Raw genomic sequence first — 22,971 nt, 5'->3', positions numbered from 1 at the left:
GCCGACCGGGGACGGGGCGGACCGGCCATAATGGCGCGCATGAGTTCGAGCACGAGTCGGGCCCACGGCGTCGACATCCGCGAGGCGGTGGCGGGGGACGCCGACGACATCGGGCGGGTGCGGCACGCGTCGTGGCAGGTCGCCTATTCGGGGCTGATGCCGGCCGACTATCTCGCGGGGCTGTCGGTGGACGGGTTCGTGCTCAGTGCGCGGCGGATGCTCGCCGACCGGGCGGCGCGGCGGGCGGAGGTGCTGGTCGCCGAGGTGGGCGGGGTGGTGTCCGGCTTCGCGTCGGTCGGGCCGAGCCGGGACGCCGACGAGGATCGGGACCGGGTCGGGGAGCTCTACGCCATATACCTCGATCCGGCGATCTGGCGGCTCGGGATCGGCGCCCGGTTGCAGGAGGTCGCGCTCCAGCGCCTGCGGGACGAGGGGTACGTCGAGGCCACGCTGTGGGTGCTGGCGACCAACAGCGCGTCGCGCGCCTTCTACGAGCACACCGGGTGGCGGCACGACGGCGGGGTCTCCGGGTTCGAGGCCGGGACCGAGGTGCTGGACGAGGCTCGGTACCGCAGGACTTTGTGATCTTGGCCGGGTGACAGCCCGGCGCCACGGCCCGACGTCCGCCTGTGTCCCTCTTTCGGAGGAAACCCTCAGCCCTCTGACCACGCCTCGCGCGATGTGCCCTTTTTGTGATGAAAGGTCGTAGGCGGCGGTGGGTAGCTCACCCCACAGCCAATGCGGATACGGACACACTCGGGCGGCGCGGAAGGAGTTCGGCATGCGGGGACGCGGACACGGCCGGCGGGCGACGCTCGTCACGGCCACGGTCCTGACCGCGGCGCTCCTCGGCGCCGCCGCGCACGCCGACCCGAGCACCCCGGTGATCCCCGGCCAGGGCACCATCGACCGGGCCAAGGTCGACGTCCGCGACCGTCAGACCGCTGCCGACCGGATCCAGGCGGCCCTGGACGCCGCGAGCGGCCACCTGCACGCCCTGCAGGCGACCGCCGGTCTCGCGGCGGAGGCGTACGACGCGGCTGTGGCGCAGGCGGCGACCGCGGCGCAGGCGGCTGACGAGGCCCGGGCCCGCGCGTCCACCGCCCTGGACGCCCAGCACCAGGCCGAGGCGCGGCTCGGGGCGTTCGCGGCCGAGATGTACCGGCAGGGCCCGGACATGGCCATGGCCGTGGCCCTCCTGCACGTCGGCTCCCTGCACGACTACGCAGTCCGCCGCCAGGTCCAGGCGAACTACAACGCGGCCGAGGCGCTGGCCGTCTCCGGCGCGCGGCAGGCGACGAAGGACGCGGCGGCGGCGCGTCAGAAGGCTGACCAGACGGTAGCGGACCAGCGCCGGGCCGAGGCGCGGGCGCAGAGCGCGCTGGGCGCGGCGCGGGCGGCGGCGGCCGACGCGCAGAGCCAGGTCGCCGGGATCCAGGCGCAGCAGAACACGCTGGTGCAGCAACTGGCGGCGGCGCAGGGTATCGAGGTCGGGCTGGAGCGGCAGCGGGAGGCCGGGCTGGCGGAGCTCGCGGCGCAGCAGGCGGCGGCCCGGCAGGCGGCTGCCGCTGCCGCTGCGGCGTCGGCGGCCCGGGCTGCGGGAGCAGGGTCCGGTGGCGGCTCGGCGCACGCGTCCTCGGGCGGCGGCGCGACGTGGACGCCGCCGTCCGCCCCGGTCGGACCCGTGCCGTACGCGGAAGGCGCCGTCCGCCTGATGCTGAACTACATCTACGCGCAGCTCGGCAAGCCCTACGTCTGGGGCGGCGCGGGCCCGGACGTCTTCGACTGCTCCGGCCTGGCGATGCGCGGCCTGGAGGCTGGCGGCTGGTCCTTCCCGCACCCCGCACAATGGCAGTACCTGGCGATGCGCTCGCTCACGTACAACCAGCTCCGGCCCGGCGACCTCGTCTTCTGGGCGGAGGACGGCGCCAACCCGCACACGATCTATCACGAGGCCGTCTACATCGGGAACGACCGCATCATCCAGGCGCCGCACCCCGGCGGCGTGGTCGAGCAGCAGTCGCTGTGGATCAACGGGACGCCGAGCTTCTACGGCCGGCCGTAGTCGGCGCACGCTTACTCGCCGGACCTCACAGAGACACATGGTGCCGATAGCGTGACGGCATGCCGATTCCCGAATTCATTGTCGAGATCCGCAAGAAGATCGGTCACGACCTGCTGTGGCTCCCCGGCGTCACCGGCCTGGTCGTCGACGACGCCCAGCGCCTGCTGGTGGTCCGGCGGGCCGACAACCTCCAGTGGACGCTCGTCTCGGGATGTCTGGACCCGGGGGAGCAGCCGGCGGTCGGGATAGTCCGCGAGATCCTGGAGGAGACCGGCGTGACGGCGCGCGCCGAGCGGGTCTTGGCGGTGGACGTGACCGGCCAGTTCGCGCATGCCAACGGGGACGAGACCGTGTTCATGGACGTCGCGTTCCTCTGCAGGGCGACGGGAGGGACCGCGCGGGTCAACGACGACGAGTCTGTGGACGTCGGGTGGGTCTCGATCGACGAGCTGCCGGAGCTTCCGGCGCGGCATCAGGCTTATGTGAAGCAGTACCTGTCGGGAGTGGAAGCGGCTTGGTTCGCCGAATGAGCTGAATGACATGACGGGGCGCGAGCAGTCGCGCGTTCCGTGCGGACGCGCGACCTGAGGTTTTATTCGCTCGCGACTGTCAGACCCGGCCCGGATGATGGAACCATGGCCGCCATCCAGTTCATCGCCGGTGACGCGACGGTCCCGCAGGCGAAGGGGCCGAAGATCATCGCGCACGTCTGTAACGACCGGGGCGGCTGGGGCAAGGGGTTCGTGCTGGCGCTGTCGGCCCGGTGGAAGGAGCCTGAGAAGGCCTTCCGCAAGTGGCATCGCGAGCGCTCGCGCAACGACTTCGGCCTCGGCGCGGTGCAGGTCGTCGCGGTGGGCCGGGGGCTGTGGGTGGCCAACATGATCGGGCAGCACGGGACCAAGACCGGTTCGGCCGGGCCGCCGATACGCTACGAAGCCGTCGACGAGTGCCTGGCCCGGCTCGCGGAGCACGCGGTCGAGCTCAAGGCGTCGGTCCACATGCCGCGGATCGGCTGCGGGCTGGCCGGCGGCAAGTGGGGGCGGATCGAGCCGCTGGTGGCCGCGCGGCTCACCGAGCGCGGGATCGCGGTCACGATCTACGACCACGACTGAGTGCGCCCGCAACGGCCGGCAGCAGCGCCGCGGGTGTGGCGGAAATCAGCGCGCTTCTGAGTGAGCTTCGGCGCGGTGGGATTTCCGGCAGTCCGATGTCCGAACCGTCAGCAGTGGCACAACAGCCGCACGACCACGCAGTCCTCGTCCAGCGCTTCGAGATACGCCGTGGACCGCCGGGCGAACGTGTCGCTCTCCTCATCGGGGTCGGGGCTGTAGGGCTTGATGCCGGTCCACTCCCCGTCGAGGGTCAGCAGCGCGGCGCGGGCGACGGCCCAGGTCTCGGCCAGCTCGAAACCGGGCTGCGGGTCGCGCGTGTAGATGGTGATCGGGTCCGTGTCGGGGCCGAGGACCCAGGCGCCCAGGCTCGGGTAGCGATCGAAGACCGACTGGTGGTTCAGGGCCTTGATGAGCGGCTGCGCGTGGTGGTCCTCGACCGCCTGCCGGCGCGGGTAGCCCTCGGGGTCGGCGGCGTGCCGGGCCAGGAACGCGGTCAGCGGCTCGGCCGGCGGGTGGTCGGCGACCAGGCGCTCGAAGTCGCGCATCTGCGCCTCCCAGTACGTCAGCGCCTCGGCGCGGGCCGCGCGGCGGCAGGCGTCGAAGTCCAGCAGGCCGCGCGGGCCGCCGTCGCAGCGCAGTGGTTCGTGCGGGGTGCCGACGACGACCGGGTCGGCGTGGATCAGCCGCGGGTCGCCGTCGTGCCGCGGGTTCACGGCGAAGCGCTGCCGCCCGGCGTCCACGCGGTACCAGTCCCAGGTGGCGTCCGGGTCGAAGTCGTCGCCGCGGTTCATGTCGAACGGCGCCATCGCGTCGGCGAGCGCGCGCTCGACGTCGGTGAGCGCGGACGGCGGCAGGCAGACGTTGACCCGGTACTTGCTCATGGATGCGGCCCCTCTCGCCGGTCGCGAAGGGGCCGATGTTAGCCGTCCGCTGCCGCTGTCGGCCAACCGGCTGTCAGGATTCGATGTTCGTGGCGGAATCGGATGGGGACTCGGATGCGGGCTCGGACACGGGCTCAGACATGGACGCCGACGCCCACCGGGCCACCGGCACCGTCGCGAACCCGGCCACGGCGAAGACCGCGCCGAGCAGGGCCCAGCCCGCCAGGCCGTGCCGGATCGCGGTCTGCGTGACCACGAGCGGCCCGGCCATCTGCCCCGCCGCCGTGCCCGCGTTGAACACCCCCTGGTAGGCCCCGACGGCGCGCTCGTCGGCGAGGTCGTAGCTCAGGGTCCAGGAACCGGCCTGCGTCAGGACCTCGCCGACGGTCAGCAGGACACCGGCGAGCAGCAGTACCGCGACCGCCGCGACCGGTGACAGCCCCTTGGCGCACGCGGTCGTCACGCACGCGCCGGCCAGCACCAGCGTTCCGAGGCACGTCGCCCGGGCCGCCGACGCGATCCCCCGCACCCCGCGTGCCACGCGCACCTGGAACAGGACGACCAGCACCGTGTTCAGGATCAGCATCCCGGAGACCATGAAGCGCGGTGCGCGGGTGTCCTGAAGCAGCCAGAGCGGGAGGCCGATGTCGAAGAAGGCGAACTGGAGGGTCATGACGGCGTTGAGTGCTGAGATCGCTTGGTAGGGCCGGGTGACGCGGATCTTCGGCGGACGCGGGGTGCGGGAGCGGGAGTGAGCCCGGGATCGGGACCGGGACCGGGACCGGGAAGCATCGGCGGAGGCCGCCACGCCGCGCGCCGGCTCGCGCAGCGGAATCCCCGGCAACAGCGCCGCGACTCCGACGAAGCTGAGCGCGTTCGCCAGGATCGCGGCCTGGAACAGCCAGCGGCTGTCCGCTTGCAGCACCAGCGCGGCCACCGCCGCTCCCACCCCGATCGCCACGTTCGTGACCGCCCGGATCGCCGCGCGGTCGGCGACCCGCGTCTCCGGGTCGAAGGCCTGCGCGTAGAGCGCCTGCCGCACCGCCGAGGCCGCGCGGTCCAGCGCCGTGGAGACGCACGCCACCGCCGCGAACGCCCAGAACGACGTGCAGAACGCCAGCGCTCCGACCGCCGCCGCCTCGGCGACGAGCAGCACCGCGTAGCTCGGCTTGATCCCGAACCGGTCTGCGGCGCGGCCGGCCGGCAGGCTGGCCAGCACTCCCGCGAGCCCGGCGACTGTCAGCACCACGCCGACCCGCGCGGCGCCGAAGCCGAGCGTGCGGGTGAAGAAGAGGGCTGAGACGGTCAGGTACAGGCCGGTGCCGAAGTTGCTGACGAACGTCGCGAGCTCCAGCCGGCGGCGGGAGCTCGGTGGGTTCGGTGGGCTCGGTGGCGCGACCGCGCCGGAGCCGGAAGCCGCCGGCGAGCCTGGAGCGGTTTGCGGGCCCGAAGCCGGCGGCTGTGTGGAAGCCGTAGTCATGCGATCAGCACAACGCGGCTAGCATCGTCGCCGGAATGGATTCAGCGGGGGACTGAATGATCACTGTCGAACTGGGCCTGGACGAACTGGCCGCGACCTCCTTCGCGTGCTCGGCGCTCCTGGAGACCGGCATGAGTCTGCGCATGTGGACGCACCCCGGCCACTATGCCGAGCAGGTGCCGCTGTTCACCCGCATGCGGCCGGCCTTCGAGCGCCTGGACACCGAACTGCTCACCGCGCTGGTCGGGTCCTGGCGCTGGATCCCCGACTTCCTCACGCCGCGGCCCACGACGCCGTGGCCGGACTTCCACAAGGAGCTGGCGGCGCTGCGGGCGACGCCGCTGGAGCGGATCTGGCCGGACCTGGAGCGCACGTTCGTCGAGCTCGACGGCGCCGTCCCGCCCCGCCTGGTGCGCGGCCGCCGGGACCCCGGCGGGCTGCTGGCCGAGATCGCGGATGCGTTCGAGGCGTACTGGGAGACGTGCCTGGCGCCGGAGTGGTGGCCGCGGGCGCGGTCGGTGCTGGAGGCCGACATCGTCTACCGGGCCCGGATGCTCGTGGAGCGCGGGGCCGGCGCGCTGTTCACCGGCCTCGGGGACCGGCTCAGCTGGGACGGCCGGCGGCTGGTGATCCGGTGGGGCACCGTGGCGAACCCCGCCGCGGCGCCGGTGTACGACGTGCCGGTCGGCGGAGGCAGTCTGTTGCTGGCCCCGACGTGCTTCGCGCACGGCGCGCTGAGCCAGATCGAGCCGACGGCGGCGCCGTGGATCCTCTATCCGGCGCGCGGGCTGGGGACGATGGCCGAGCGGGTGGTCCCGCCGCCGCCGGGACCGGCGCTGGAGCGGCTGCTGGGGGCGCCGCGGGCCCGGATGCTGCTGATGCTCGGCGAGCCGGTGTCGACCACGGAGCTGGCGCGGCAGTTGGGGGTGACGCCGGGGGCGGTGAGCCAGCATCTCAAGGTGCTCCTCGACGCCGGGTTGACGTCGCGGGCCCGGCACGGGCGCAGCGTGCTCTACGCGCGCAGTCCGCTCGGAGATTCTTTGGCGGGGATGCCACAGGGGCTGTCACAAACCGGCGCGCGCCGGAGTCATAGAGGTGATGACGACGACGCAGCTTGTTGAGGAGCCCGAAATGACCGGCATGACCGGCACGACCACCATCCGTAGCCACCACTACCGCGTCAGCCCCGAGAAGTTCGACGAGTTCAGCGTCCGGCGCGCGGCTGTCATCGACGCGGTGCGGGCCAAGCACCCGGCGCTGGCCGCGACCCGGCTGGTCCGGCTGGAGGACGGCAGCTACTCGGACGTGTGGGTCTGGGAGAGCGCCGAGCAGATGGGGCGTGCGATGGCCGATCTGCCGAACACGCCGGAGGCGTTCGCGGCGATGTCGATGGTCGACGGGAACGTGGCGGTGAGCGGTCTGGTGCTGGACGAGCGCTGAGGCCGGAAGCTGAGCCGGAAGCCGAGCCAACTCGAAGGCGGTCCGGGACGTCGCGGCCGAGGGGGGCCGTGGCAGTGCGGCCAGGCGTGGCGACGCCCGGAACGCGAAGCCCCCGGCGGGATCTGCTCCCGCCGGGGGCTCCGACGTTCTCAACCGAGTTCTCCACCGAGTTGTCCACCGTGCCGGTCCGGGCCGGGGGCCGGCGGGTGGCACCGCTTGGCGGGCGCCACCGCCTGACTACAGGTGGTGGACCTTCTCCTCCTCCGGCAGGTCCTCGAACCGCTTGTAGGAGCGCTGGATCTCGGTCTCGGCCTGGGCCCGGTTCTGCCACTCGGCGTGGTGGACCTCCTTGCCCGGCTCCAGGTCCTTGTAGCTGGTGAAGAAGTGCTGGATCTCCTGGCGCTCGAACTCGGAGATGTGGTGGTAGTCACGCAGGTGCTCGAAGCGCGGGTCGGTGGCCGGGACGCAGAGGATCTTGTCGTCGCCGCCGGCCTCGTCGGCCATGTTCAGCATGCCGATCGCGCGGCAGCGGATCAGGCAGCCCGGGAACGTGGGCTCGTCGAGCAGGACCATGGCGTCCAGCGGGTCGCCGTCCAGGGACAGCGTGTCCTCGATGAAGCCGTAGTCGGTCGGGTAGACCATCGAGGTGAAAAGCATGCGGTCCAGCCGTATGCGGCCGGTCTTGTGGTCGACCTCGTACTTGTTGCGCTGGCCCTTGGGGATCTCGATGAGAACGTCGAACTCCATTGGTCTTTCCTCGTTTCCGCGCTTTCAGGTGCTGCTACTAGTGTCGCCCAGACAGGCGGTGACGACAGAGTTCGCAAGATCAAGGAGTGACCTGAGTGGCAAGACAGGTGCCGGGAACGCTGCCGACCGCCATTGTGTCAGCCGCGCTCGGGATCGTACTGGCCGCGGGCTGCGTGTGGGCGGCCGGTCCGTGGTCCGGCGGGCAACGCGTGAGCGAACGCGGGGGGCGCTCGCGGGCGGCCGTGACGCCGGTCGCGCAGGCGTCGCAGGACTCGGTCGCCCCCTCCTCGCCGGCCCCCTCGCCCCGCTCCGCCGGGCCCGCGCACGCCCCGGCCGGGGCCGCGCTGCTCCCCGTTCTCGCAGGTGACAAGCCCGGCGGCGCGCTGACGGCCGGCCAACTGGCCGGCGCGCTGGGACCGCTGACGCTGGCTCCGGGACTCGGCAAACATGTCGGGATCGCGGTCGCCGACCCGGCCTCGGACGCGCTGTTGTTCGACGAGCACGCCGCCGACGGCTTCGCGCCGGCGTCGACGAACAAGGTGGTGACGGCGGTGGCCGCGCTGGCGGCGCTCGGACCGGACGACCAGTTCACGACGCGGGTGACGCAGGGCCCGAACTCGGGGTCGGGATCGGCCGCGACGACGTCGATCGTGCTGGTCGGAGGGGGTGACCCGACACTGTCGACGCAGGGTCCCGCCTCGGACCCAGGATACCGGCCGGCGTCGCTGGACGACCTCGCGGCGCGGACCGCGACGGCTCTCCAAGCCAAGGGCGTGAATTCGGTCACACTGGGCTACGACGCCTCCGTTTTCGGCGGCCCCGCGCTGAACCCGACGTGGTCGGCGGGCTACACGGACGGGAACGTGGCGCCGGTGGTCGGGCTGATGGTCGACGAGGGGCGGGCGAGGGCCGCGGACGACTTGAGCCCGCGGGTGCCGGACCCGGCCGCGGTGGCGGCGGTGGACTTCGCCGGGCGGCTGGCGGCGCACGGGGTGCAGGTGGTGGGGAAGCCTTCGGCGGCTGCTGGCGCTGGTGCCGGGTCGGGGGCGTCGGACGCGGCTGGGGCGGCGGGCGCGTCGGAGCTGGCGCGCGTCTCGTCGCCACGGCTGGCGGACCTGGTCGAGCACATGCTGACGGTGTCGGACAACGACCTGGCCGAGGCACTGCTGCGGCACGTGGCGCTGGCCGACGGGCAACCGGCGACATTCCAGGGCGGCGTCGCGGCCGTGCGCGACCAACTGGGCAAGCTGGGCCTGAACCTGTCGGGCCTGAACGTCCTGGACGGCAGCGGCCTGTCCCGCCAGGACCGGATCGCCCCGGAGTTCCTGGTCAAAGTCCTGTCGACAGCGGCCGCGGACAACCACCCAGACCTGCGCGCAGCCCTGACCGGCCTCCCAGTAGCGGGCTTCACCGGCACCCTGGCCGAGGACGGCCGCTACACGACCCCGCCCTCCCTGGCCGGAGCCGGCCTGGTCCGAGCGAAGACAGGCTCGCTGGCCGGCGTGGTGACGCTGGCAGGGCTGGTACGCGACAACTCGGGCCAACTGCTGGTGTTCGCCCTGATGGCGGACCAGGCCCCGGACACCACCGCGGCGCGGGCGGCGGTGGACCGGTTGGCGACGACGCTGGCGGGCTGCGGCTGCGGGGGCGCGGCGGCTGGGTAGGCGGCGCGGCTCGGCTTGAAAGAGGCGGCGTGCGCGGCGGTCGGGCAAGGAGTGGCGCGGCGGCTGGCGGCTCGGCCCGAAAGTAGTAGCAGGCGCGGGGCGGACCGGTCAGGCTGCGGCTCGGGCGGCGGTCGGCGGGTAGGCAAACTCCTGCGCAGCGGAGGCGGCGCGCGAAGGGCGACAGCGTGGCGACAGCGCGGCGACAGCGCGGCGGCGTTGTAGCGGTGGCGGATATGCGCCAAGCGCGCGCCGAGTGGTCTGGTCGCGGCGTCGCGAATCAGCTGTCGGCGATGCAGGCGCGCCAGGCCGCGAGCGGCGCGGTCGCCGTCAGCTGCGGCTTGTCTCATCCGGCGCGTCGGGCAGGAGCGGGAACAAGCGCGTGATCAGCGCGACCGGCAGCGCGCCCTCCGGTCGTGCCAGTGGCCGTTGCTCGCGGTCCTGGTAGCGCGCGAGGAGTTGCTGGATCGTGCGGGCGAGGTGGGTCATCTCCTCGGCCGTCAGGTAGGCGACGGTGCTGAAGGCCTCTTCGCGCGGCAGGTCGGCGGGTGCCTGGTCGCGGAGGCGCTGCCAGCGCTGCCAGCTTTCGTCCTCCAGGCCGCGGGCCAGGGCGCCGAACTGGTCGTCGGGGGTCGGGGTGGGGTCGATGGCGGCTGGCTTTTGCTTCAGGCGCCAGGGCCGCGCTCTGCCTCCGCGGTGCGGTGCCTCTTCGATGAGGCCGTGGCGTTCGAGTTGGCGGAGGTGGAAGGAGCAGAGGCCTGAGCTGTGCCCGAGGCGGGTCGCGGCTTCGGTGGCGGTGACGGTTCCGACCTCGGCCAGCAGTTCCAGCAGGGCGGAGCGGACCGCGTGGGTGCGGAGGTCGGTGTCGGCGTTCGCTTCGTTCACTTTGCAAAGTTTGGTACTTTGCAAAGCCTGGGGCAAGCCGCGAGAGGACGACTGCGATGAACGTGCGGGTGCAGGGCCGACCCGTCGGGACCCACCCGACGGTGCCGCCCGAGGTGGGGCGCGGGGCGATGCGGCGGATCACCGAGGTCGGGGAGGAGGTCCTGCGCAGGCCGTGTCGGGAGGTGGCGGCGACCGAGTTCGGGACGCCGGAGTTGGCCGCGCTGATCGACGACATGTTCCTGGCGATGCACGTCGCCGAGGGGGCCGGCCTGGCCGCGAATCAGGTCGGCGTGGATGTGCGGCTGTTCGTGTTCGACTGCCTCGACGGTCTCGGGGGCCGGCACGTCGGCCACATCGCGAACCCCGTCCTGGACGTGCCCGACCTCGCGGGCAGGCGCCTGATCGAGGACGTCGAGGGCTGCCTGTCGGTCCCGGGCGCGAGCGCGGTCGTCCCACGGACCGCGCACGCCGTCGTCCGAGGCTTCGACAAGGACGGCGCGCCGCTGGTCATCGAGGGCGAGGACTACTTCGCCCGGTGCCTGCAGCACGAGGTCGACCACCTGTCGGGCACTCTCTACCTCGACCGGCTCTCCAAGCGGAGCCGCAAAGACGCCCTGCGGCAGATGGAAGACCGGCGTGCAGGGGTGTTCGAGAGGCGAGTGATGAGGCAAGAGAGGTTGGCCGCCGCCAACCCGTAACCGCCTCAACCCCGACCCCCTCCCGCTCCACCCCTAAAGCGCACTGCTTCAAAGCCAGTGCCCTGCTGCATGGCGCCGGCGCCGCACCCCGCCGTCTGGAGCACGACCTCCGACGCGATCGCCGACCACCACCTGGCGGTGACGGGGCAGGCCGGGGCCTCGGATCCGCGCGCCTGACGGGCGTCGAACGGCCGATCCGGCCGCGATCCGATCTAGGTTTCACCGCCCCCGCCACGTAGCCTGAGACTCATGACGGCGAGAGCGCAGCTGGTCGACTGGCAACTTGCGGTGGCGACGGCCCAGCGCCTGGTCCGCCCGGGCCCCCCGACTTCCGCGGCCGAGGCCGCCGCCACCGTGGCGGACCTGCGTCGGTACGCCGCCGAGTCGCGGGAGCACGTGGCCGGATTCACCGGTCTGGCGAACCAGGGCACGATCCTGACCGAGCCGCAGGTGCTGGTGGTCGACCGGGCCGGCTGGATCCGGGCCAACGCCGAGGGCTTCAAGATCGTCACCGAGCCGCTGGCGCGCAAGCTGAACGAGAAGCGCGAGGGCGTGCCGCCATCCGGCCTGGCCGCCCTGGGCCCCAAGGCCACCGCGCTGGAGCTGGGCACCCTGCTGGCCTACCTCTCGCACCGCATCCTGGGGCAGTACGAGATCTTCCAGGAGCCCGGCCGGCTCCTGCTGGTCGCCCCGAACATCGTCAGCGTCGAGCGGGAGCTGCAGGTCAAGCCGGACGACTTCCGGCTGTGGGTGTGCCTGCACGAGGAGACGCACCGCACGCAGTTCGCCGCCGTGCCATGGCTGCGGGCGCACATCCTCGGCGAGATCGAGTCCTTCATCGCCGGCATGGACACCGACCCCGGGGCGCTGGCCAAGCGGATCCGCGAGGCCGGGCAGAAGCGGCGCGAGACCGGCGAGCGGCGCCCGATCACCGAGCTGGTGCAGACCCCGCAGCAGGTGGCGGTGCTGGACCGGATGGTCGCGGTGATGTCGCTGCTGGAGGGGCACGCCGACTTCGTGATGGACGGTGTCGGGCCGCAGGTGGTGCCCAGCGTCGCCGACATCCGCCGCAAGTTCGGGCAGCGGCGGGCCAAGGGCGCCAGCCGGATCGACGCGCTGGTGCGGCGGGTGATCGGCATGGACGCCAAGATCCGGCAGTACCGGGACGGCTCGCGCTTCGTGGCCGCCGTGGTCGAGCAGGCCGGGATGTCCGGCTTCAACCGGGTGTGGACCTCGCCGAACACGCTGCCGACCCGGAGCGAGATCAACGATCCGGCGGCCTGGCTGGCGCGCGTGCGACCCTAGAAGCCAGGGAGGTGACGGGGAAGGCGCCTGGGAAAACGCCGAGGAAAATGCCGGAAAGGCAGAAAATCCGCAGGCGTGACCCGGGCCGCCACGCCGTAAGGGTGGTCCTGCGGAGTGTCGCCGCGACCTGAGCCGGGCCCGCTCGTTGCGCCGGGAAAGATGCCCAGGAAGAAAAGTCCCGGGCCTCGCACGTCCGAAGGAGTACCACCATGGGTCCCGCCCCCGCCGTCGCCGCGATACGCCTGGCAGTCCGCAAAACCCTCGCCGACCAGCCCCCCGGCGGCCTGGTCCTGGTCGCCTGCTCCGGCGGCGCCGACTCCATCGCGCTGGCCTGCGCCGCCGCGTTCGTCGCGCCCCGGCTGTCCCTGCGTTTCGGCGGCCTGACCGTCGACCACAACCTGCAGGAGGGCTCGGCCGCGCAGGCCGAGCGCGTCGTGCGCTTCCTGGCCGGCCTGGGCTTCGACCCGGTCGAGAGCCTGTCGGTGCACGTCGACGGCCGTGGCGGCCCCGAGGCCGCGGCCCGCGTGGCGCGCTACGGCGCGCTGGACGCCGCCGCCGAGCGGTTGGGAGCGGCCACCGTCCTGCTCGGCCACACCCGCGACGACCAGGCCGAGACCGTCCTGCTCGGGCTGGCCCGGGGCTCGGGGGCGCGCAGCCTGGCCGGGATGCCGGCCGTTAGCGGCCGCTACGCGCGCCCCTTCCTGGACCTGCCGCGCGCCACCACCGTGGCCGCCGCCGCGGCCGAGGGCTTCGAGCCCTGGGACGACCCGCACAACGCCGACCCCGCCTACACCCGCTCGCGGGTCCGGCACGCCGCCATCCCGGCCCTGTCCGCGGCGCTCGGTCCGGGGATACCGGAAGCCCTGGCCCGGACCGCGAAGATGCTGCGCGAGGACACCGAGGCGCTCGACGCGTGGGCCGCCCGGGAGTTCGAACGACTGGTCGAGCCCTTCGGCGACTGTGATCTGTCCCACTACCTCGACGTCTCCGAACTGTCCGGCCTGCCCACCGCGGTGCGCCGCAGGGTGCTGCGTCTGGCCGCGCTCCGGGCTGGTTGTCCCGGGTCTGACCTGGCTGCCGTCCACATCGAGGAGCTGGACCGACTGCTGACCGACTGGCGGGGTCAGGGGCCGTTGCACCTGCCCAGCGCGGTCGCAGTGGCCCGCCGGTATGGAAAGCTGGCCTTCGAGAGATCCGGTGCGTTGCGCCGTGGGGGCGCGGACCGGAACGATCCCGGCCAAGCGGCGGAGGACCCCGCCCCGGCCGGATTGTTGATGCCGGCTTAAGCGACGCACGACGGGACCGCAGCGTGGACGACAAGGACATGGGCCAGGACCTGGAGAAGGTCCTCATCCCCGCCGACGAGATCAAGGCCAAGGTGGCCGGGCTCGCCCGCGCGATCGAGGCCGACTACCAGGGCAAGGAAGTGCTCCTGGTCGGCGTGCTGAACGGCGCGCTGATCGTGATGGCCGACCTGATCCGCGAGCTGCACATCGACTCCGAGATGGACTGGATGGCGATCTCCTCCTACGGGGCCGGCACCAAGTCCTCGGGCGTGGTGCGGATCCTGAAGGACCTGGGCGCCGACATCCAGGACCGGCACGTGCTGGTGGTCGAGGACATCATCGACTCCGGGCTGACCCTGTCCTGGCTCCTGTCGAACCTGCGCTCGCGCCGTCCGGCCTCGCTGGAGGTGGTCACGCTGCTGCGCAAGCCCGACGCGGCCAAGGTCGCCATCGACGTGAAGTACGTCGGATTCGACATCCCGAACGAGTTCGTCGTCGGCTACGGCCTGGACTACGCGCAGCGCTTCCGCGGACTGCCCTTCATCGGGACGCTCGCGCCGCACGTATACAGTTCGTAGCGGAATGACACTCCGGTAAGCCACGTTGGGACCAGTGTGGGTTCATCCGGAACCTCGCGCGGGAACGCAGTGACCGCGTACGGTCGTTAGGCATCATGAACTAACACACCGAGATGCACCCCACATGCCCCCCGCCGTGAACCGCTAGCACGAGTCGTAGAGGATCGATGGACGTCAAGCGTTACTTCCGAGGCCCAGTGATCTGGGTCGTCCTGGCCGTCGTGGCGGTCCTCGCGGTCATGCAGCTGGTCTCCTCGGCCGGCGGCCCCAAATCCGTGGACACGTCCGTCATCCTGGACGCGATTCACAAGAACGAGGTTGTCTCGGCCAAGCTGGTCGGCGGCTCCAGTACCTCGATCGAGGTCAAGGTCGACCCGAACAGCGCGGCCGCGCAGTCCCAGGGCGGCGCCACCGACCTGAAGGCCACCTACCTGAACGACCAGCAGGGCAACGACATCGCCACCGCCCTGAACAACTCCCAGCAGGCCGGCGGACTCAAGGACGGCTACAACGTCTCGCTGGCCAGGCAGAACGCCATCGTCGGCATCCTGATCACGCTGCTGCCCTTCGTCCTGATCGCCCTGGTCTTCCTGTTCCTGATGAACCAGATGCAGGGCGGCGGCTCCCGGGTGATGAACTTCGGCAAGTCCAAGGCCAAGCTGGTCAGCAAGGACACGCCGAAGACCACCTTCGCCGACGTGGCCGGCGCGGACGAGGCCGTGGAGGAGCTGCAGGAGGTCAAGGAGTTCCTGGAGGCCCCGGCGAAGTTCCAGGCCATCGGCGCCAAGATCCCCAAGGGCGTCCTGCTCTACGGCCCGCCCGGAACCGGTAAGACGCTGCTGGCCCGCGCGGTGGCCGGCGAGGCCGGCGTCCCGTTCTTCTCGATCTCCGGTTCGGACTTCGTCGAGATGTTCGTCGGTGTCGGCGCCTCCCGGGTCCGGGACCTGTTCGAGCAGGCGAAGGCCAACGCGCCGGCGATCGTGTTCGTCGACGAGATCGACGCCGTGGGCCGGCACCGCGGTGCGGGCCTGGGCGGCGGCCACGACGAGCGCGAGCAGACGCTGAACCAGCTGCTGGTCGAGATGGACGGCTTCGACGTCAAGGGCGGCGTGATCCTGATCGCCGCGACCAACCGCCCGGACATCCTGGACCCGGCGCTGCTGCGCCCGGGCCGCTTCGACCGGCAGATCGCGGTCGAGGCCCCGGACCTGCAGGGCCGCAAGAAGATCCTCGAAGTGCACAGCAAGGGCAAGCCGCTGGCGCAGGGCGTGGACCTGGACTCGCTGGCCAAGCGGACCCCCGGGTTCACCGGTGCCGACCTGGCCAACGTGCTGAACGAGGCGGCGCTGCTGACCGCCCGCGGCGACAAGAAGCTCATCGACAACCTGGCGCTGGACGAGGCCGTGGACCGCGTGGTCGCCGGCCCGCAGAAGCGCACCCGCCTGATGAGCGACAAGGAGCGCAAGGTCACCGCCTACCACGAGGGCGGCCATGCCCTGGTGGCGCACGCCATGCCGAACGTGGACCCGGTGCACAAGGTGACGATCCTGTCCCGCGGCCGGGCCCTGGGCTACACCATGACGCTGCCGGACGAGGACAAGTACTCCACCACGCGCAACGAGATGCTGGACAACCTGGCCTACGCGATGGGCGGGCGCACGGCGGAGGAACTGGTCTTCCACGACCCGACCACCGGCGCCAGCAACGACATCGAGAAGGCCACCAACATCGCGCGCGCGATGGTCACCCAGTACGGCATGACCGAGCGCCTGGGCCCGATCAAGTTCGGCAAGGACTCCGGCGAGGTCTTCCTGGGCCGGGACATGGGCCACCAGCGCGACTACTCCGAGGAGATCGCCTCGATCGTCGACGAGGAGGTCAAGCGGCTCATCGAGGGTGCGCACGACGAGGCCTGGGAGGTCCTGGTCGAGTACCGCGACGTGCTGGACCAGCTGGTCCTGGAGCTGCTGGAGAAGGAGACGCTGAACAAGGAGCAGATCGCCGCGATCTTCGCCCCGGTGGTCAAGCGCCCGCAGCGCCCGGCCTGGATCGGCTCCTCGCGCCGCACCCTGCAGTCCCGCCCGCCGGTGCAGACACCGCGCGAGCTGGAGGCGGCCCGTTCGGCGGCCAACGGAACGGTGACCGACAGCATTATCGGTCGGACGGACACGGTGCCCGAACAGTGAGTGACAGCGACACCCCGAACCACGGTGGCGGTGCCGCTCCCCAGGCCCAGCAGGGCCAGGGGAGCGGCATCGCCCGCGTCAGCCTGGCGGGCCAGCCCGAGCTGGCCGCGCCGGACCTGGGCCGCGCGGTCGCCGGATACGACCCCGAGCGGGCCGAGCGCGCCGTGCGCGAACTGTTGATAGCCGTCGGGGAGAACCCGGACCGCGACGGCCTGAAGGAGACCCCGGCGCGGGTCGCCCGGGCCTACCGCGAGATGTTCGCCGGCCTGCACCAGGGGCCCGAGGACGTGCTCACCACGACCTTCGACCTCGGCCACGACGAGATGGTGCTGGTCCGGGACATCGAGCTGTACAGCACCTGCGAGCACCACCTCGTGCCGTTCCACGGAGTGGCCCACGTGGGGTACATTCCCTCGGTGGACGGACGTATCACGGGCCTGTCGAAGCTGGCCCGGCTGGTCGACGTCTACGCCAAGCGGCCCCAGGTCCAGGAGCGCCTGACGACGCAGATCGCCGACGCGCTGGTGCGTATCCTGGAACCGCGCGGGGTCATCGTCGTTGTGGAGTGCGAACACCTGTGCATGTCGATGCGAGGGATCCGGAAGCCGGGCGCCAAGACCGTGACGTCAGCGGTGCGGGGGCAGCTTCTCGCCCCGGCCAGCCGCGCCGAGGCGATGAGCCTGATCCTGGGCCGGTGAGCGAGCGTCCGGTCCAGACTGCGACCGTGGCCCGCACAGCTTCTGAGACAGGTCCCGACTGCCCCCAGCCTCCCACTCGCACCGATCGTTCCGCCGGCCCCACCGGCGGGGCGTCGGGTGTCGGCTCCGGCTCCACTGCCGGCGGCAGCGGGATCCCGGGGCCGCGCGTCAAGTCCTCCGGTACGGGTAAGCGCCGGAGTGCGGACACAGTACTTGCGAGCTCCAGCGGTGATTTCCCCAAGGATGCCCCCGCGAGCACCGGCGCGGGGCACAATCGGGTCGGGTCTGTCCCGTCCGCGGACGACGCCGGTGACACCGGTGACAACCCGCACGGTGCCCTCGAACGTCCCTCCAACATGACTCGGGCAAAAGCCATGACCTCCAATACCGCGCCGCCCCCGACCGACGCGGCGGCGGCGCAGCCGCCCCAGTACCGCAAGTGGGTGCCGCGGCTTGTCGCCTACATCACGTACCTGGCCGGCTTCGGCAACATCGCCTCGGCCATCTCGCCCGGCTACCGGCACTCGCGGGTGCATCCGTTCCTCATCAAGATGCCCACCGAGGTGCAGAACCTGGCCGCCGCGGCCACGCTGATGTCCGGCGTGCTGCTGGTGCTGATCGCGCACGCCCTCAAGCGGCGCAAGAAGCGCGCGTGGTGGGTCGCGGTGGTACTGCTGGTGACAGTCGTGGTCTTCCACCTCGTACGCTCGTTCCGCAGCGAGGACCGCGACACCGCGATGCACTACCTGGGCGTGCAGATCGTCCTGACGGTCCTGCTGCTGGTCCTGCTGCTGGTCTACCGCAAGGAGTTCTACGCCCTCGGCGACCCGTACACGCGCTGGCGGGCGCTGCGGGCCTTCGTGCTGCTGGCGGCGTTCTCCTTCGCCTCCGGCATGGCCCTGATGTACTGGCAGAGCAAGCACATCGAGAACGACCCGAGCGCCTTCGCCCGGCTGCAGCACGTGGCCCTGGGCCTGATCGGGATCGAGGGGCCGGTCCACTTCAAGACCGGCCGCACCGACGACCTGGTCGCCGCGCTGCTCGGCGGGCTGGGCCTGATGACCGCGCTGATCGTGGCCTACCTGGTGCTGCGCCCGGCCGAGCCGATCGCCCGGCAGTCCGCCGAGGACGACGAGCGGCTGCGCGAGCTGATCGCCAAGCAGGGCCGCCGGGACTCGCTGGCCTACTTCGCCACGCACCGCGACAAGTCGGTGATCTGGTCGCCCTCGGGCAAGGCCGCGATCACCTTCCGCGTGGTCTCCGGGGTGATGCTGGCCTCCGGCGACCCGATCGGCGACCCCGAGGCCTGGCCCGGCGCGATCAAGGTCTACGTGGAGGAGGCCGAACGGCACGCCTGGGTGGTGGCCGTGGTCGGCTGTTCGGAGACCGGCGGCGAGGTGTGGTGCCGCGAGGCCGACCTGGACGCGCTGGAACTGGGCGACGAGGCCATCTGCTACACCGACAAGTTCAGCCTGGAGGGCCGCGCGATGCGCAACGTGCGGCAGATGGTGAACCGCGTCGAGCGGCAGGGCTACGAGTGCCAGGTGCGCCGGCTCAAGGACATCCCGCGCTCAGAAGTCGAGCTGATCAAGACCGGCATCGAGGCCTGGCGCGGCTCCAGCGAGCGCGGCAGCTTCTCCATGGCGCTGGGCCCGGACCGGTTCGGGGACCCGGCCGACGGCGAGTGCGTGGTGGCCACCGCGACCAAGGGCAGTGAGGTACGGGCCCTGATCAACTTCGTGCCCTGGGGCACCGACGGCATGAGCCTGGACCTGATGGTGCGCGACCGGGAGGCCGAGCCCGGGCTGAACGAGCTGCTGATCGTCAAGGCCATGCAGGCGGCCAAGGGCCTGGGCATCGAGCGGGCCTCGCTGAACTTCGCGGTGTTCCGCTCGGCGCTGGAGCGCGGCGAGAAGCTCGGCGCCGGCCCGATCACCCGGATGTGGCGCTCCACGCTGGTGTTCTTCTCGCGCTGGTACCAGATCGAGTCGCTCTACAAGTTCAACTCGAAGTTCCAGCCCGAGTGGGTGCCGCGGTACGTCGCGTTCAAGAACACCCGCGACATTCCGCGCGTGGGCCTGGCTTACGCCGAGGCCGAGGGCTTCATCGTCCCGCCGGGCCTGCCCTGGTCGAAGAAGGACCGGGACGAGCGCGAGCTGGACGACCTCGACGGCGACGCCGAGTGCCCCGAGGGCAAGGGGCCCGAGGACAAGGACGTCGCGGGCAAGGACACCGCGGGCACGGGCTCGGAAAGCAAGGGCTCCGGCGTCGGGACCGACGAGAAGCCCGCCGTGAAGAACCCCGGGACGAACGTCGAGAAGAACGCGGACGAGCAGACCGCGAAGCGCTCGCGCGTCGAGCCCGAGGTGGCCCTTCGCGGGCCGGGAGGACAGAAGGCGGCGAACGGCTAGGCTTTCACCATGAACGCGCAGGGCCGGCCCCTCAACCGCAGCCAGACCGTGCGCGGTCTGCCGGAATTCGGACGCTGCGCCGTCTTCGGCGTGGTGAACGTGACGCCCGACTCCTTCTCCGACGGCGGCGAGTACTACGCCGACGGCGACACCGCCAAGGCCGTGGCGCACGGTCTGCGGCTGCACCGGCACGGCGTGGACGTGGTCGACGTGGGCGGGGAGTCCACCCGGCCGGGCGCCGCCCGGGTCACCGCCGAGCAGGAGCTGGGCCGGGTCCTGCCGGTGATCGAGCAGCTGGCCGCCGCCGGCGTGCGGGTGTCGGTGGACACCATGCGCGCCTCGACCGCGGCGGCCGCCCTGGACGCCGGCGCGGTGGTCGTCAACGACGTCTCCGGGGGCCTGGCCGACCCGGAGATGTTCCCGCTCGTGGCCGAAACCGGCGTGCCGTACATCTTGATGCACTGGCGTGGGCACAGCACTGACATGCAGACCCGCGCGGTGTACGGCGACGTGGTGAAGGACGTCATAGAGGAACTCCAGGCGCGCTACGACGCGGCCTTGGCGGCGGGCATCGCCGAGGACCAGGTGATCCTGGATCCCGGCCTCGGCTTCGCGAAGAACGCCGACCACAACTGGGCCCTGCTGGCGCATCTGGAGAAGCTGGAGTCGCTCGGCAGGCCGCTGTTGATCGCCGCCTCCCGCAAGAACTTCCTGGGCCGGCTGCTGGCCGACGAGGCCGGCGGGATCCGGCCCCCGCACGGCCGGGACTCGGCGACCGTCGCGGTGTCCGCGCTGGTCGCCGCCGCCGGGGCCTGGGGCGTGCGCGCGCACGACGCGCTGGGCTCGCTGGACGCGGTCCGGGTGGCCTCGGCGCTGGCGGCCGCGCGATGAGCGCCGGGAATCTCGGCGGGCCCGGCGACGCGGCCGAGGACCACGACCGGGACAGCCACGACAGCCACGACGGCGACGGCTTCGGCGACTTCGTCGAGTTCGAGGAGGAGTTCGGCACCTTCGCGGCCGGCCCCGGCGGCCCGCCGCCGCAGGTGACCGCGGACATCGAGGCGATCACCGAGGCCAACGAGGAGTTCTACGCCGCCGCCGAGGCCGGCGACCTGGACCGGCTGGGCGCGATCTGGCTGGCCGGGCCGTTCGAGGCCTCGGTGCAGTGCGTGCACCCCGGCTGGGCCCCGGTGTTCGGGCGCGAGGACGTGCTGCGCTCCTGGGCGGTGGTGTGCGCGAACACGCCGTTCCTCCAGTTCTTCCTCACCGACGTGCGGATCGACGTGGTGGACCGGATCGCGGTGGTCAGCCTGACCGAGAACATCATCACCGACATGTCGGCCGGCTCCTCCGAGGAGGACCCGGGGTTCATCGCCGGCGGCCGGGCCACGACGATCAACATCTTCCGCCGGACCGACGACGGCTGGCGGCTGTGGATGCACCACGCGTCGGCTGTCATGGAGAGCGTCGAGGAGTAGCCCGCCCGCGCAGGTCAGCCCCGGCGATCATGGCCGCGGGCCGGTGGCGCGCGGTATTCGGGCGATCCCGGGACGGCGGCGCCGAGCAGGCCCCGGTATGTTCGTCATGATGTCTACTCACACGAAGCGGCTCGACCGGGTGACCGTCCACGGGCTGCGCGGGCGCGGCCACCACGGGGTCTTCGAGCGCGAGCGGGAGAAGGGCCAGACGTTCATGGTGGACGTCACGCTGGGCTTGGACACCAGCCGTGCCGCCGCCACCGACGCCCTGGCCGACACGGTCAACTACGGCGAGGTCTCCGAGCGCATCGTGGCCCTGATCGAGGGCGAGCCGGTCAACCTGATCGAGACCCTGGCGGCCCGGATGGCGGCGGCGTGCCTGGAGTACCCGCTCGTGGAAGAGGTCGAGGTCACGCTGCATAAGCCGGACGCGCCGATCACCGTGCCGTTCGAGGACGTCACGGTGACCGTGGTGCGGACGCGGGACGACCTGGCGGGCGCGAAGCCGCGGCCGCCGGAGAACGGCGGGTCGGCGATATGAGCGAGACGACGACCGGCGAGGGCGGCATCCGCCTGCACACCGCGGTCCTGGCGATCGGCGGCAACCTCGGGGACCGGCTGGCCAACTTACAGTCGGCGGTGGACTCCCTGGCGGACACCCCGTCGATGACCGTCACCTGGCTGTCCCCGGTCTACGAGACCGCCCCGCTGCTCGCCGAGGGCGCCGAGCCGCAGGACGACTACCTGAACGCGGTGCTCGGCATCACCTCGGCGCTGCCGCCGGACATGCTCCTGATGCGGACCCAGGCGATCGAGGAGGCCCTGGGCCGCACCCGCGAGGTGCACTGGGGCGCGCGGACGATCGACATCGACATCGTGCAGTTCGACGAGCTGGTCCAGGACGAGCCGGAGCTGACGCTGCCGCACCCGCGGGCCGCGCAGCGCGCGTTCGTGCTGGCGCCGTGGCACGACGCGCGGCCCGAGGACGTGCTGATCGGGGCCGGGCCGGTCGCGCAGCTGCTGGCCGCACTCGGCGGGGCCGCGGCGCAGGGGGCGGCGCGCCGGGACGATCTGGAGCTGATGCTGCCGTAGGCGGTGATTCCCGCTGATTCACGCCGATTCATGCCGAGGTGTGACGGGGACTCGGTCGCGCCGATCGTGGGTTTTCCGCCACGCCTCGGTGGTTCGTCGCTGTCCGGTGACGGTCAGTCGGTGGTCGGGTCGTCCGGTAGCCGCTCGGTGGCCGTCCGGCGGAGCGGGTTTGCGGCCCCGGTTCGCCCCGCGCTTCACCCCCGGTTCCGCCGCTGGTCAGCGCGTCGTTCGGCAGTTCGGGCCGGGCTCGGGGCGGCCTCCGGCGGCGCCGCGTATCGCCAGGCGCGCAGCGGCTCGCCTCCTTCGCCCCGGTCCGCGTACCGTGGACCCTGTGAAGCCCACACGTCCCCTGGCACTCGCGGCCACGTTCCTGGTGATCGGCGCCCTGTCCTACGGCGGTGTCCAGCTCTGGGCGCACTACGGCACCCCGCCCGGCGTCCCGGCTTCCGCCCCGCTGACCCCGGCGATCCTGGCCGTCATCATGCTGGCCACCGCACTGGCCTTCCGTGCGCGCCTGAAGGCGCAGCGCGAGGCGGTGCAGCGCGTCCTCGACGGGGAGCCGTCGCCGCCGATCCTGCCCGGGCAGCGCGCGCCCAAGCCGCTGGACCCGTTGCAGGCCGCCCGCGCGGTGATGTTCGCGAAGGCCTCGTCGATGGTCGGGGCGATCGTCTCCGGCGTGTACGCCGGCTACGGGGTGTTCCTGCTCGACAAGCTCGACGTCGACGTCTTCCGCAACCGCGCGATCGTCTGCGGCATCACGGTCCTGTGCGGTTTGGCGCTCGTCGGCGCGGCGCTGTTCCTGGAGTACGTCCTGCGGGTGCCGCCGAGCGGCCCGGACGACGGCGTCCCGCAGAACGGGAACAAGACGAAGACGGCCACTCCGACGCGTCCGGTGCGCAACCGTCCGGACGGGACCTTTCCGGTCCGGCGGGAATCCAATCATTCAGGCTCTTGAATCGTCCTGTATG

Annotated in this window: 23 protein-coding genes; 19 read left to right on the top strand and 4 right to left on the bottom strand. The window is 71.9% G+C overall.

Annotation, left to right across the window (positions count from 1 at the left end; translation table 11 throughout):
• Positions 1-39: 39 nt before the first annotated feature.
• The 4 genes from ABH935_RS23565 (at position 40) to ABH935_RS23550 (ending at position 3,177) form a co-directional block, all read left to right on the top strand.
• Positions 40-585, top strand: a complete 546-nt coding sequence (locus tag ABH935_RS23565; protein ID WP_370380081.1) for an N-acetyltransferase family protein — start codon at positions 40-42, stop codon at positions 583-585.
• Positions 586-781: 196 nt separating this feature from the next.
• The gene (locus tag ABH935_RS23560) at positions 782-2,065 is read left to right on the top strand and encodes a C40 family peptidase (RefSeq protein ID WP_370380080.1); all 1,284 of its coding nucleotides are present in this window, start codon (positions 782-784) and stop codon (positions 2,063-2,065) included.
• A gap of 59 nt (positions 2,066-2,124) precedes the next feature.
• Positions 2,125-2,595, top strand: a complete 471-nt coding sequence (locus ABH935_RS23555; protein ID WP_370380079.1) for an NUDIX domain-containing protein — start codon at positions 2,125-2,127, stop codon at positions 2,593-2,595.
• A gap of 105 nt (positions 2,596-2,700) precedes the next feature.
• The gene (locus ABH935_RS23550) at positions 2,701-3,177 is read left to right on the top strand and encodes a macro domain-containing protein (RefSeq protein ID WP_370380078.1); all 477 of its coding nucleotides are present in this window, start codon (positions 2,701-2,703) and stop codon (positions 3,175-3,177) included.
• 107 nt (positions 3,178-3,284) lie between these two features.
• Here ABH935_RS23550 and ABH935_RS23545 read toward each other — a convergent pair whose 3' ends face one another.
• Together ABH935_RS23545 and ABH935_RS23540 are read right to left on the bottom strand one after the other, a co-directional pair.
• Positions 3,285-4,058, bottom strand: coding sequence for a hypothetical protein (locus tag ABH935_RS23545; RefSeq protein ID WP_370380077.1), 774 nt, complete (start codon positions 4,056-4,058; stop codon positions 3,285-3,287).
• Positions 4,059-4,131: 73 nt separating this feature from the next.
• Positions 4,132-5,538 (bottom strand): MFS transporter, encoded by a 1,407-nt coding sequence (locus ABH935_RS23540; RefSeq protein WP_370380076.1) that lies wholly within the window; start codon positions 5,536-5,538, stop codon positions 4,132-4,134.
• A 56-nt stretch (positions 5,539-5,594) separates the two neighbouring features.
• Here ABH935_RS23540 and ABH935_RS23535 point away from each other — a divergent pair, with 56 nt between their 5' ends.
• Both ABH935_RS23535 and ABH935_RS23530 read left to right on the top strand, forming a co-directional pair.
• Positions 5,595-6,659, top strand: a complete 1,065-nt coding sequence (locus ABH935_RS23535) for an ArsR/SmtB family transcription factor (RefSeq protein WP_370380075.1) — start codon at positions 5,595-5,597, stop codon at positions 6,657-6,659.
• 10 nt (positions 6,660-6,669) lie between these two features.
• The gene (locus ABH935_RS23530) at positions 6,670-6,978 is read left to right on the top strand and encodes a hypothetical protein (protein ID WP_370380074.1); all 309 of its coding nucleotides are present in this window, start codon (positions 6,670-6,672) and stop codon (positions 6,976-6,978) included.
• Between the two features lie 237 nt (positions 6,979-7,215).
• Here the strand turns inward: ABH935_RS23530 and ABH935_RS23525 are convergent, their stop codons facing one another.
• On the bottom strand, positions 7,216-7,725 hold the full coding sequence (locus ABH935_RS23525) for an inorganic diphosphatase (protein ID WP_194916482.1): 510 nt from the start codon (positions 7,723-7,725) through the stop codon (positions 7,216-7,218).
• Between the two features lie 95 nt (positions 7,726-7,820).
• On the opposite strand from ABH935_RS23525, the gene dacB reads away from it, so the two are divergent.
• Positions 7,821-9,389: a D-alanyl-D-alanine carboxypeptidase/D-alanyl-D-alanine-endopeptidase gene (gene dacB, locus ABH935_RS23520; RefSeq protein ID WP_370380073.1), complete on the top strand. Its 1,569-nt coding sequence runs from the start codon at positions 7,821-7,823 to the stop codon at positions 9,387-9,389.
• Between the two features lie 327 nt (positions 9,390-9,716).
• Here dacB and ABH935_RS23515 read toward each other — a convergent pair whose 3' ends face one another.
• On the bottom strand, positions 9,717-10,271 hold the full coding sequence (locus ABH935_RS23515; RefSeq protein ID WP_370380072.1) for a helix-turn-helix domain-containing protein: 555 nt from the start codon (positions 10,269-10,271) through the stop codon (positions 9,717-9,719).
• A gap of 56 nt (positions 10,272-10,327) precedes the next feature.
• Between ABH935_RS23515 and def the strand changes: the two genes are divergently transcribed.
• From def to ABH935_RS23455, 12 genes are all read left to right on the top strand, one after another.
• Positions 10,328-10,969, top strand: a complete 642-nt coding sequence (def, locus tag ABH935_RS23510; RefSeq protein WP_370380071.1) for a peptide deformylase — start codon at positions 10,328-10,330, stop codon at positions 10,967-10,969.
• Between the two features lie 249 nt (positions 10,970-11,218).
• Entirely contained in the window at positions 11,219-12,274 is a 1,056-nt protein-coding gene (locus tag ABH935_RS23505; protein WP_370380070.1) for a zinc-dependent metalloprotease, read from the top strand.
• Positions 12,275-12,483: 209 nt separating this feature from the next.
• Positions 12,484-13,560, top strand: a complete 1,077-nt coding sequence (gene tilS, locus ABH935_RS23500; protein ID WP_370380069.1) for a tRNA lysidine(34) synthetase TilS — start codon at positions 12,484-12,486, stop codon at positions 13,558-13,560.
• Between the two features lie 23 nt (positions 13,561-13,583).
• Complete coding sequence (hpt, locus tag ABH935_RS23495; protein ID WP_370380068.1) at positions 13,584-14,138, top strand: hypoxanthine phosphoribosyltransferase; 555 nt, start codon at positions 13,584-13,586, stop codon at positions 14,136-14,138.
• Between the two features lie 167 nt (positions 14,139-14,305).
• A complete protein-coding gene (gene ftsH, locus ABH935_RS23490) occupies positions 14,306-16,324 on the top strand; it encodes an ATP-dependent zinc metalloprotease FtsH (RefSeq protein WP_370380067.1) in 2,019 nt (672 codons plus the stop codon).
• Positions 16,325-16,425: 101 nt separating this feature from the next.
• The gene (gene folE, locus ABH935_RS23485) at positions 16,426-17,022 is read left to right on the top strand and encodes a GTP cyclohydrolase I FolE (protein WP_370380134.1); all 597 of its coding nucleotides are present in this window, start codon (positions 16,426-16,428) and stop codon (positions 17,020-17,022) included.
• A 374-nt stretch (positions 17,023-17,396) separates the two neighbouring features.
• A complete protein-coding gene (locus ABH935_RS23480) occupies positions 17,397-19,433 on the top strand; it encodes a phosphatidylglycerol lysyltransferase domain-containing protein (protein WP_370380066.1) in 2,037 nt (678 codons plus the stop codon).
• A 9-nt stretch (positions 19,434-19,442) separates the two neighbouring features.
• Positions 19,443-20,324 carry a dihydropteroate synthase gene (folP, locus tag ABH935_RS23475; RefSeq protein ID WP_370380065.1) on the top strand — a complete coding sequence of 294 codons (882 nt, stop codon included), beginning with the start codon at positions 19,443-19,445 and terminating at the stop codon, positions 20,322-20,324.
• A complete protein-coding gene (locus ABH935_RS23470) occupies positions 20,321-20,911 on the top strand; it encodes a nuclear transport factor 2 family protein (protein ID WP_370380064.1) in 591 nt (196 codons plus the stop codon). The genes folP and ABH935_RS23470 overlap by 4 nt, the downstream gene beginning before the upstream one ends.
• A gap of 109 nt (positions 20,912-21,020) precedes the next feature.
• A complete protein-coding gene (folB, locus tag ABH935_RS23465) occupies positions 21,021-21,452 on the top strand; it encodes a dihydroneopterin aldolase (protein ID WP_370380063.1) in 432 nt (143 codons plus the stop codon).
• Entirely contained in the window at positions 21,449-22,003 is a 555-nt protein-coding gene (gene folK, locus ABH935_RS23460) for a 2-amino-4-hydroxy-6-hydroxymethyldihydropteridine diphosphokinase (RefSeq protein WP_370380062.1), read from the top strand. The genes folB and folK overlap by 4 nt, the downstream gene beginning before the upstream one ends.
• Before the next feature lie 331 nt (positions 22,004-22,334).
• Positions 22,335-22,958 carry a DUF3180 domain-containing protein gene (locus ABH935_RS23455; RefSeq protein ID WP_370380061.1) on the top strand — a complete coding sequence of 208 codons (624 nt, stop codon included), beginning with the start codon at positions 22,335-22,337 and terminating at the stop codon, positions 22,956-22,958.
• Positions 22,959-22,971 lie beyond the last annotated feature (13 nt).

This window comes from Catenulispora sp. GAS73, assembly GCF_041262085.1.
Lineage (GTDB): Bacteria > Actinomycetota > Actinomycetes > Streptomycetales > Catenulisporaceae > Catenulispora.
Note: the sequence above shows the minus strand (reverse complement) of the source record. Positions and strands in the feature narration are given on the sequence as shown.

Coding starts and splice junctions, on each gene's coding strand:
- ABH935_RS23565 (WP_370380081.1), top strand. CDS start 40: ATGAGTTCGAGCACGAGTCGGGCCCACGGCGTCGACATCCGCGAGGCG.
- ABH935_RS23560 (WP_370380080.1), top strand. CDS start 782: ATGCGGGGACGCGGACACGGCCGGCGGGCGACGCTCGTCACGGCCACG.
- ABH935_RS23555 (WP_370380079.1), top strand. CDS start 2,125: ATGCCGATTCCCGAATTCATTGTCGAGATCCGCAAGAAGATCGGTCAC.
- ABH935_RS23550 (WP_370380078.1), top strand. CDS start 2,701: ATGGCCGCCATCCAGTTCATCGCCGGTGACGCGACGGTCCCGCAGGCG.
- ABH935_RS23545 (WP_370380077.1), bottom strand. CDS start 4,058: ATGAGCAAGTACCGGGTCAACGTCTGCCTGCCGCCGTCCGCGCTCACC.
- ABH935_RS23540 (WP_370380076.1), bottom strand. CDS start 5,538: ATGACTACGGCTTCCACACAGCCGCCGGCTTCGGGCCCGCAAACCGCT.
- ABH935_RS23535 (WP_370380075.1), top strand. CDS start 5,595: ATGATCACTGTCGAACTGGGCCTGGACGAACTGGCCGCGACCTCCTTC.
- ABH935_RS23530 (WP_370380074.1), top strand. CDS start 6,670: ATGACCGGCATGACCGGCACGACCACCATCCGTAGCCACCACTACCGC.
- ABH935_RS23525 (WP_194916482.1), bottom strand. CDS start 7,725: ATGGAGTTCGACGTTCTCATCGAGATCCCCAAGGGCCAGCGCAACAAG.
- def (WP_370380071.1), top strand. CDS start 10,328: ATGAACGTGCGGGTGCAGGGCCGACCCGTCGGGACCCACCCGACGGTG.
- ABH935_RS23505 (WP_370380070.1), top strand. CDS start 11,219: ATGACGGCGAGAGCGCAGCTGGTCGACTGGCAACTTGCGGTGGCGACG.
- tilS (WP_370380069.1), top strand. CDS start 12,484: ATGGGTCCCGCCCCCGCCGTCGCCGCGATACGCCTGGCAGTCCGCAAA.
- ftsH (WP_370380067.1), top strand. CDS start 14,306: ATGGACGTCAAGCGTTACTTCCGAGGCCCAGTGATCTGGGTCGTCCTG.
- ABH935_RS23480 (WP_370380066.1), top strand. CDS start 17,397: ATGACCTCCAATACCGCGCCGCCCCCGACCGACGCGGCGGCGGCGCAG.
- folP (WP_370380065.1), top strand. CDS start 19,443: ATGAACGCGCAGGGCCGGCCCCTCAACCGCAGCCAGACCGTGCGCGGT.
- ABH935_RS23470 (WP_370380064.1), top strand. CDS start 20,321: ATGAGCGCCGGGAATCTCGGCGGGCCCGGCGACGCGGCCGAGGACCAC.
- folB (WP_370380063.1), top strand. CDS start 21,021: ATGTCTACTCACACGAAGCGGCTCGACCGGGTGACCGTCCACGGGCTG.
- folK (WP_370380062.1), top strand. CDS start 21,449: ATGAGCGAGACGACGACCGGCGAGGGCGGCATCCGCCTGCACACCGCG.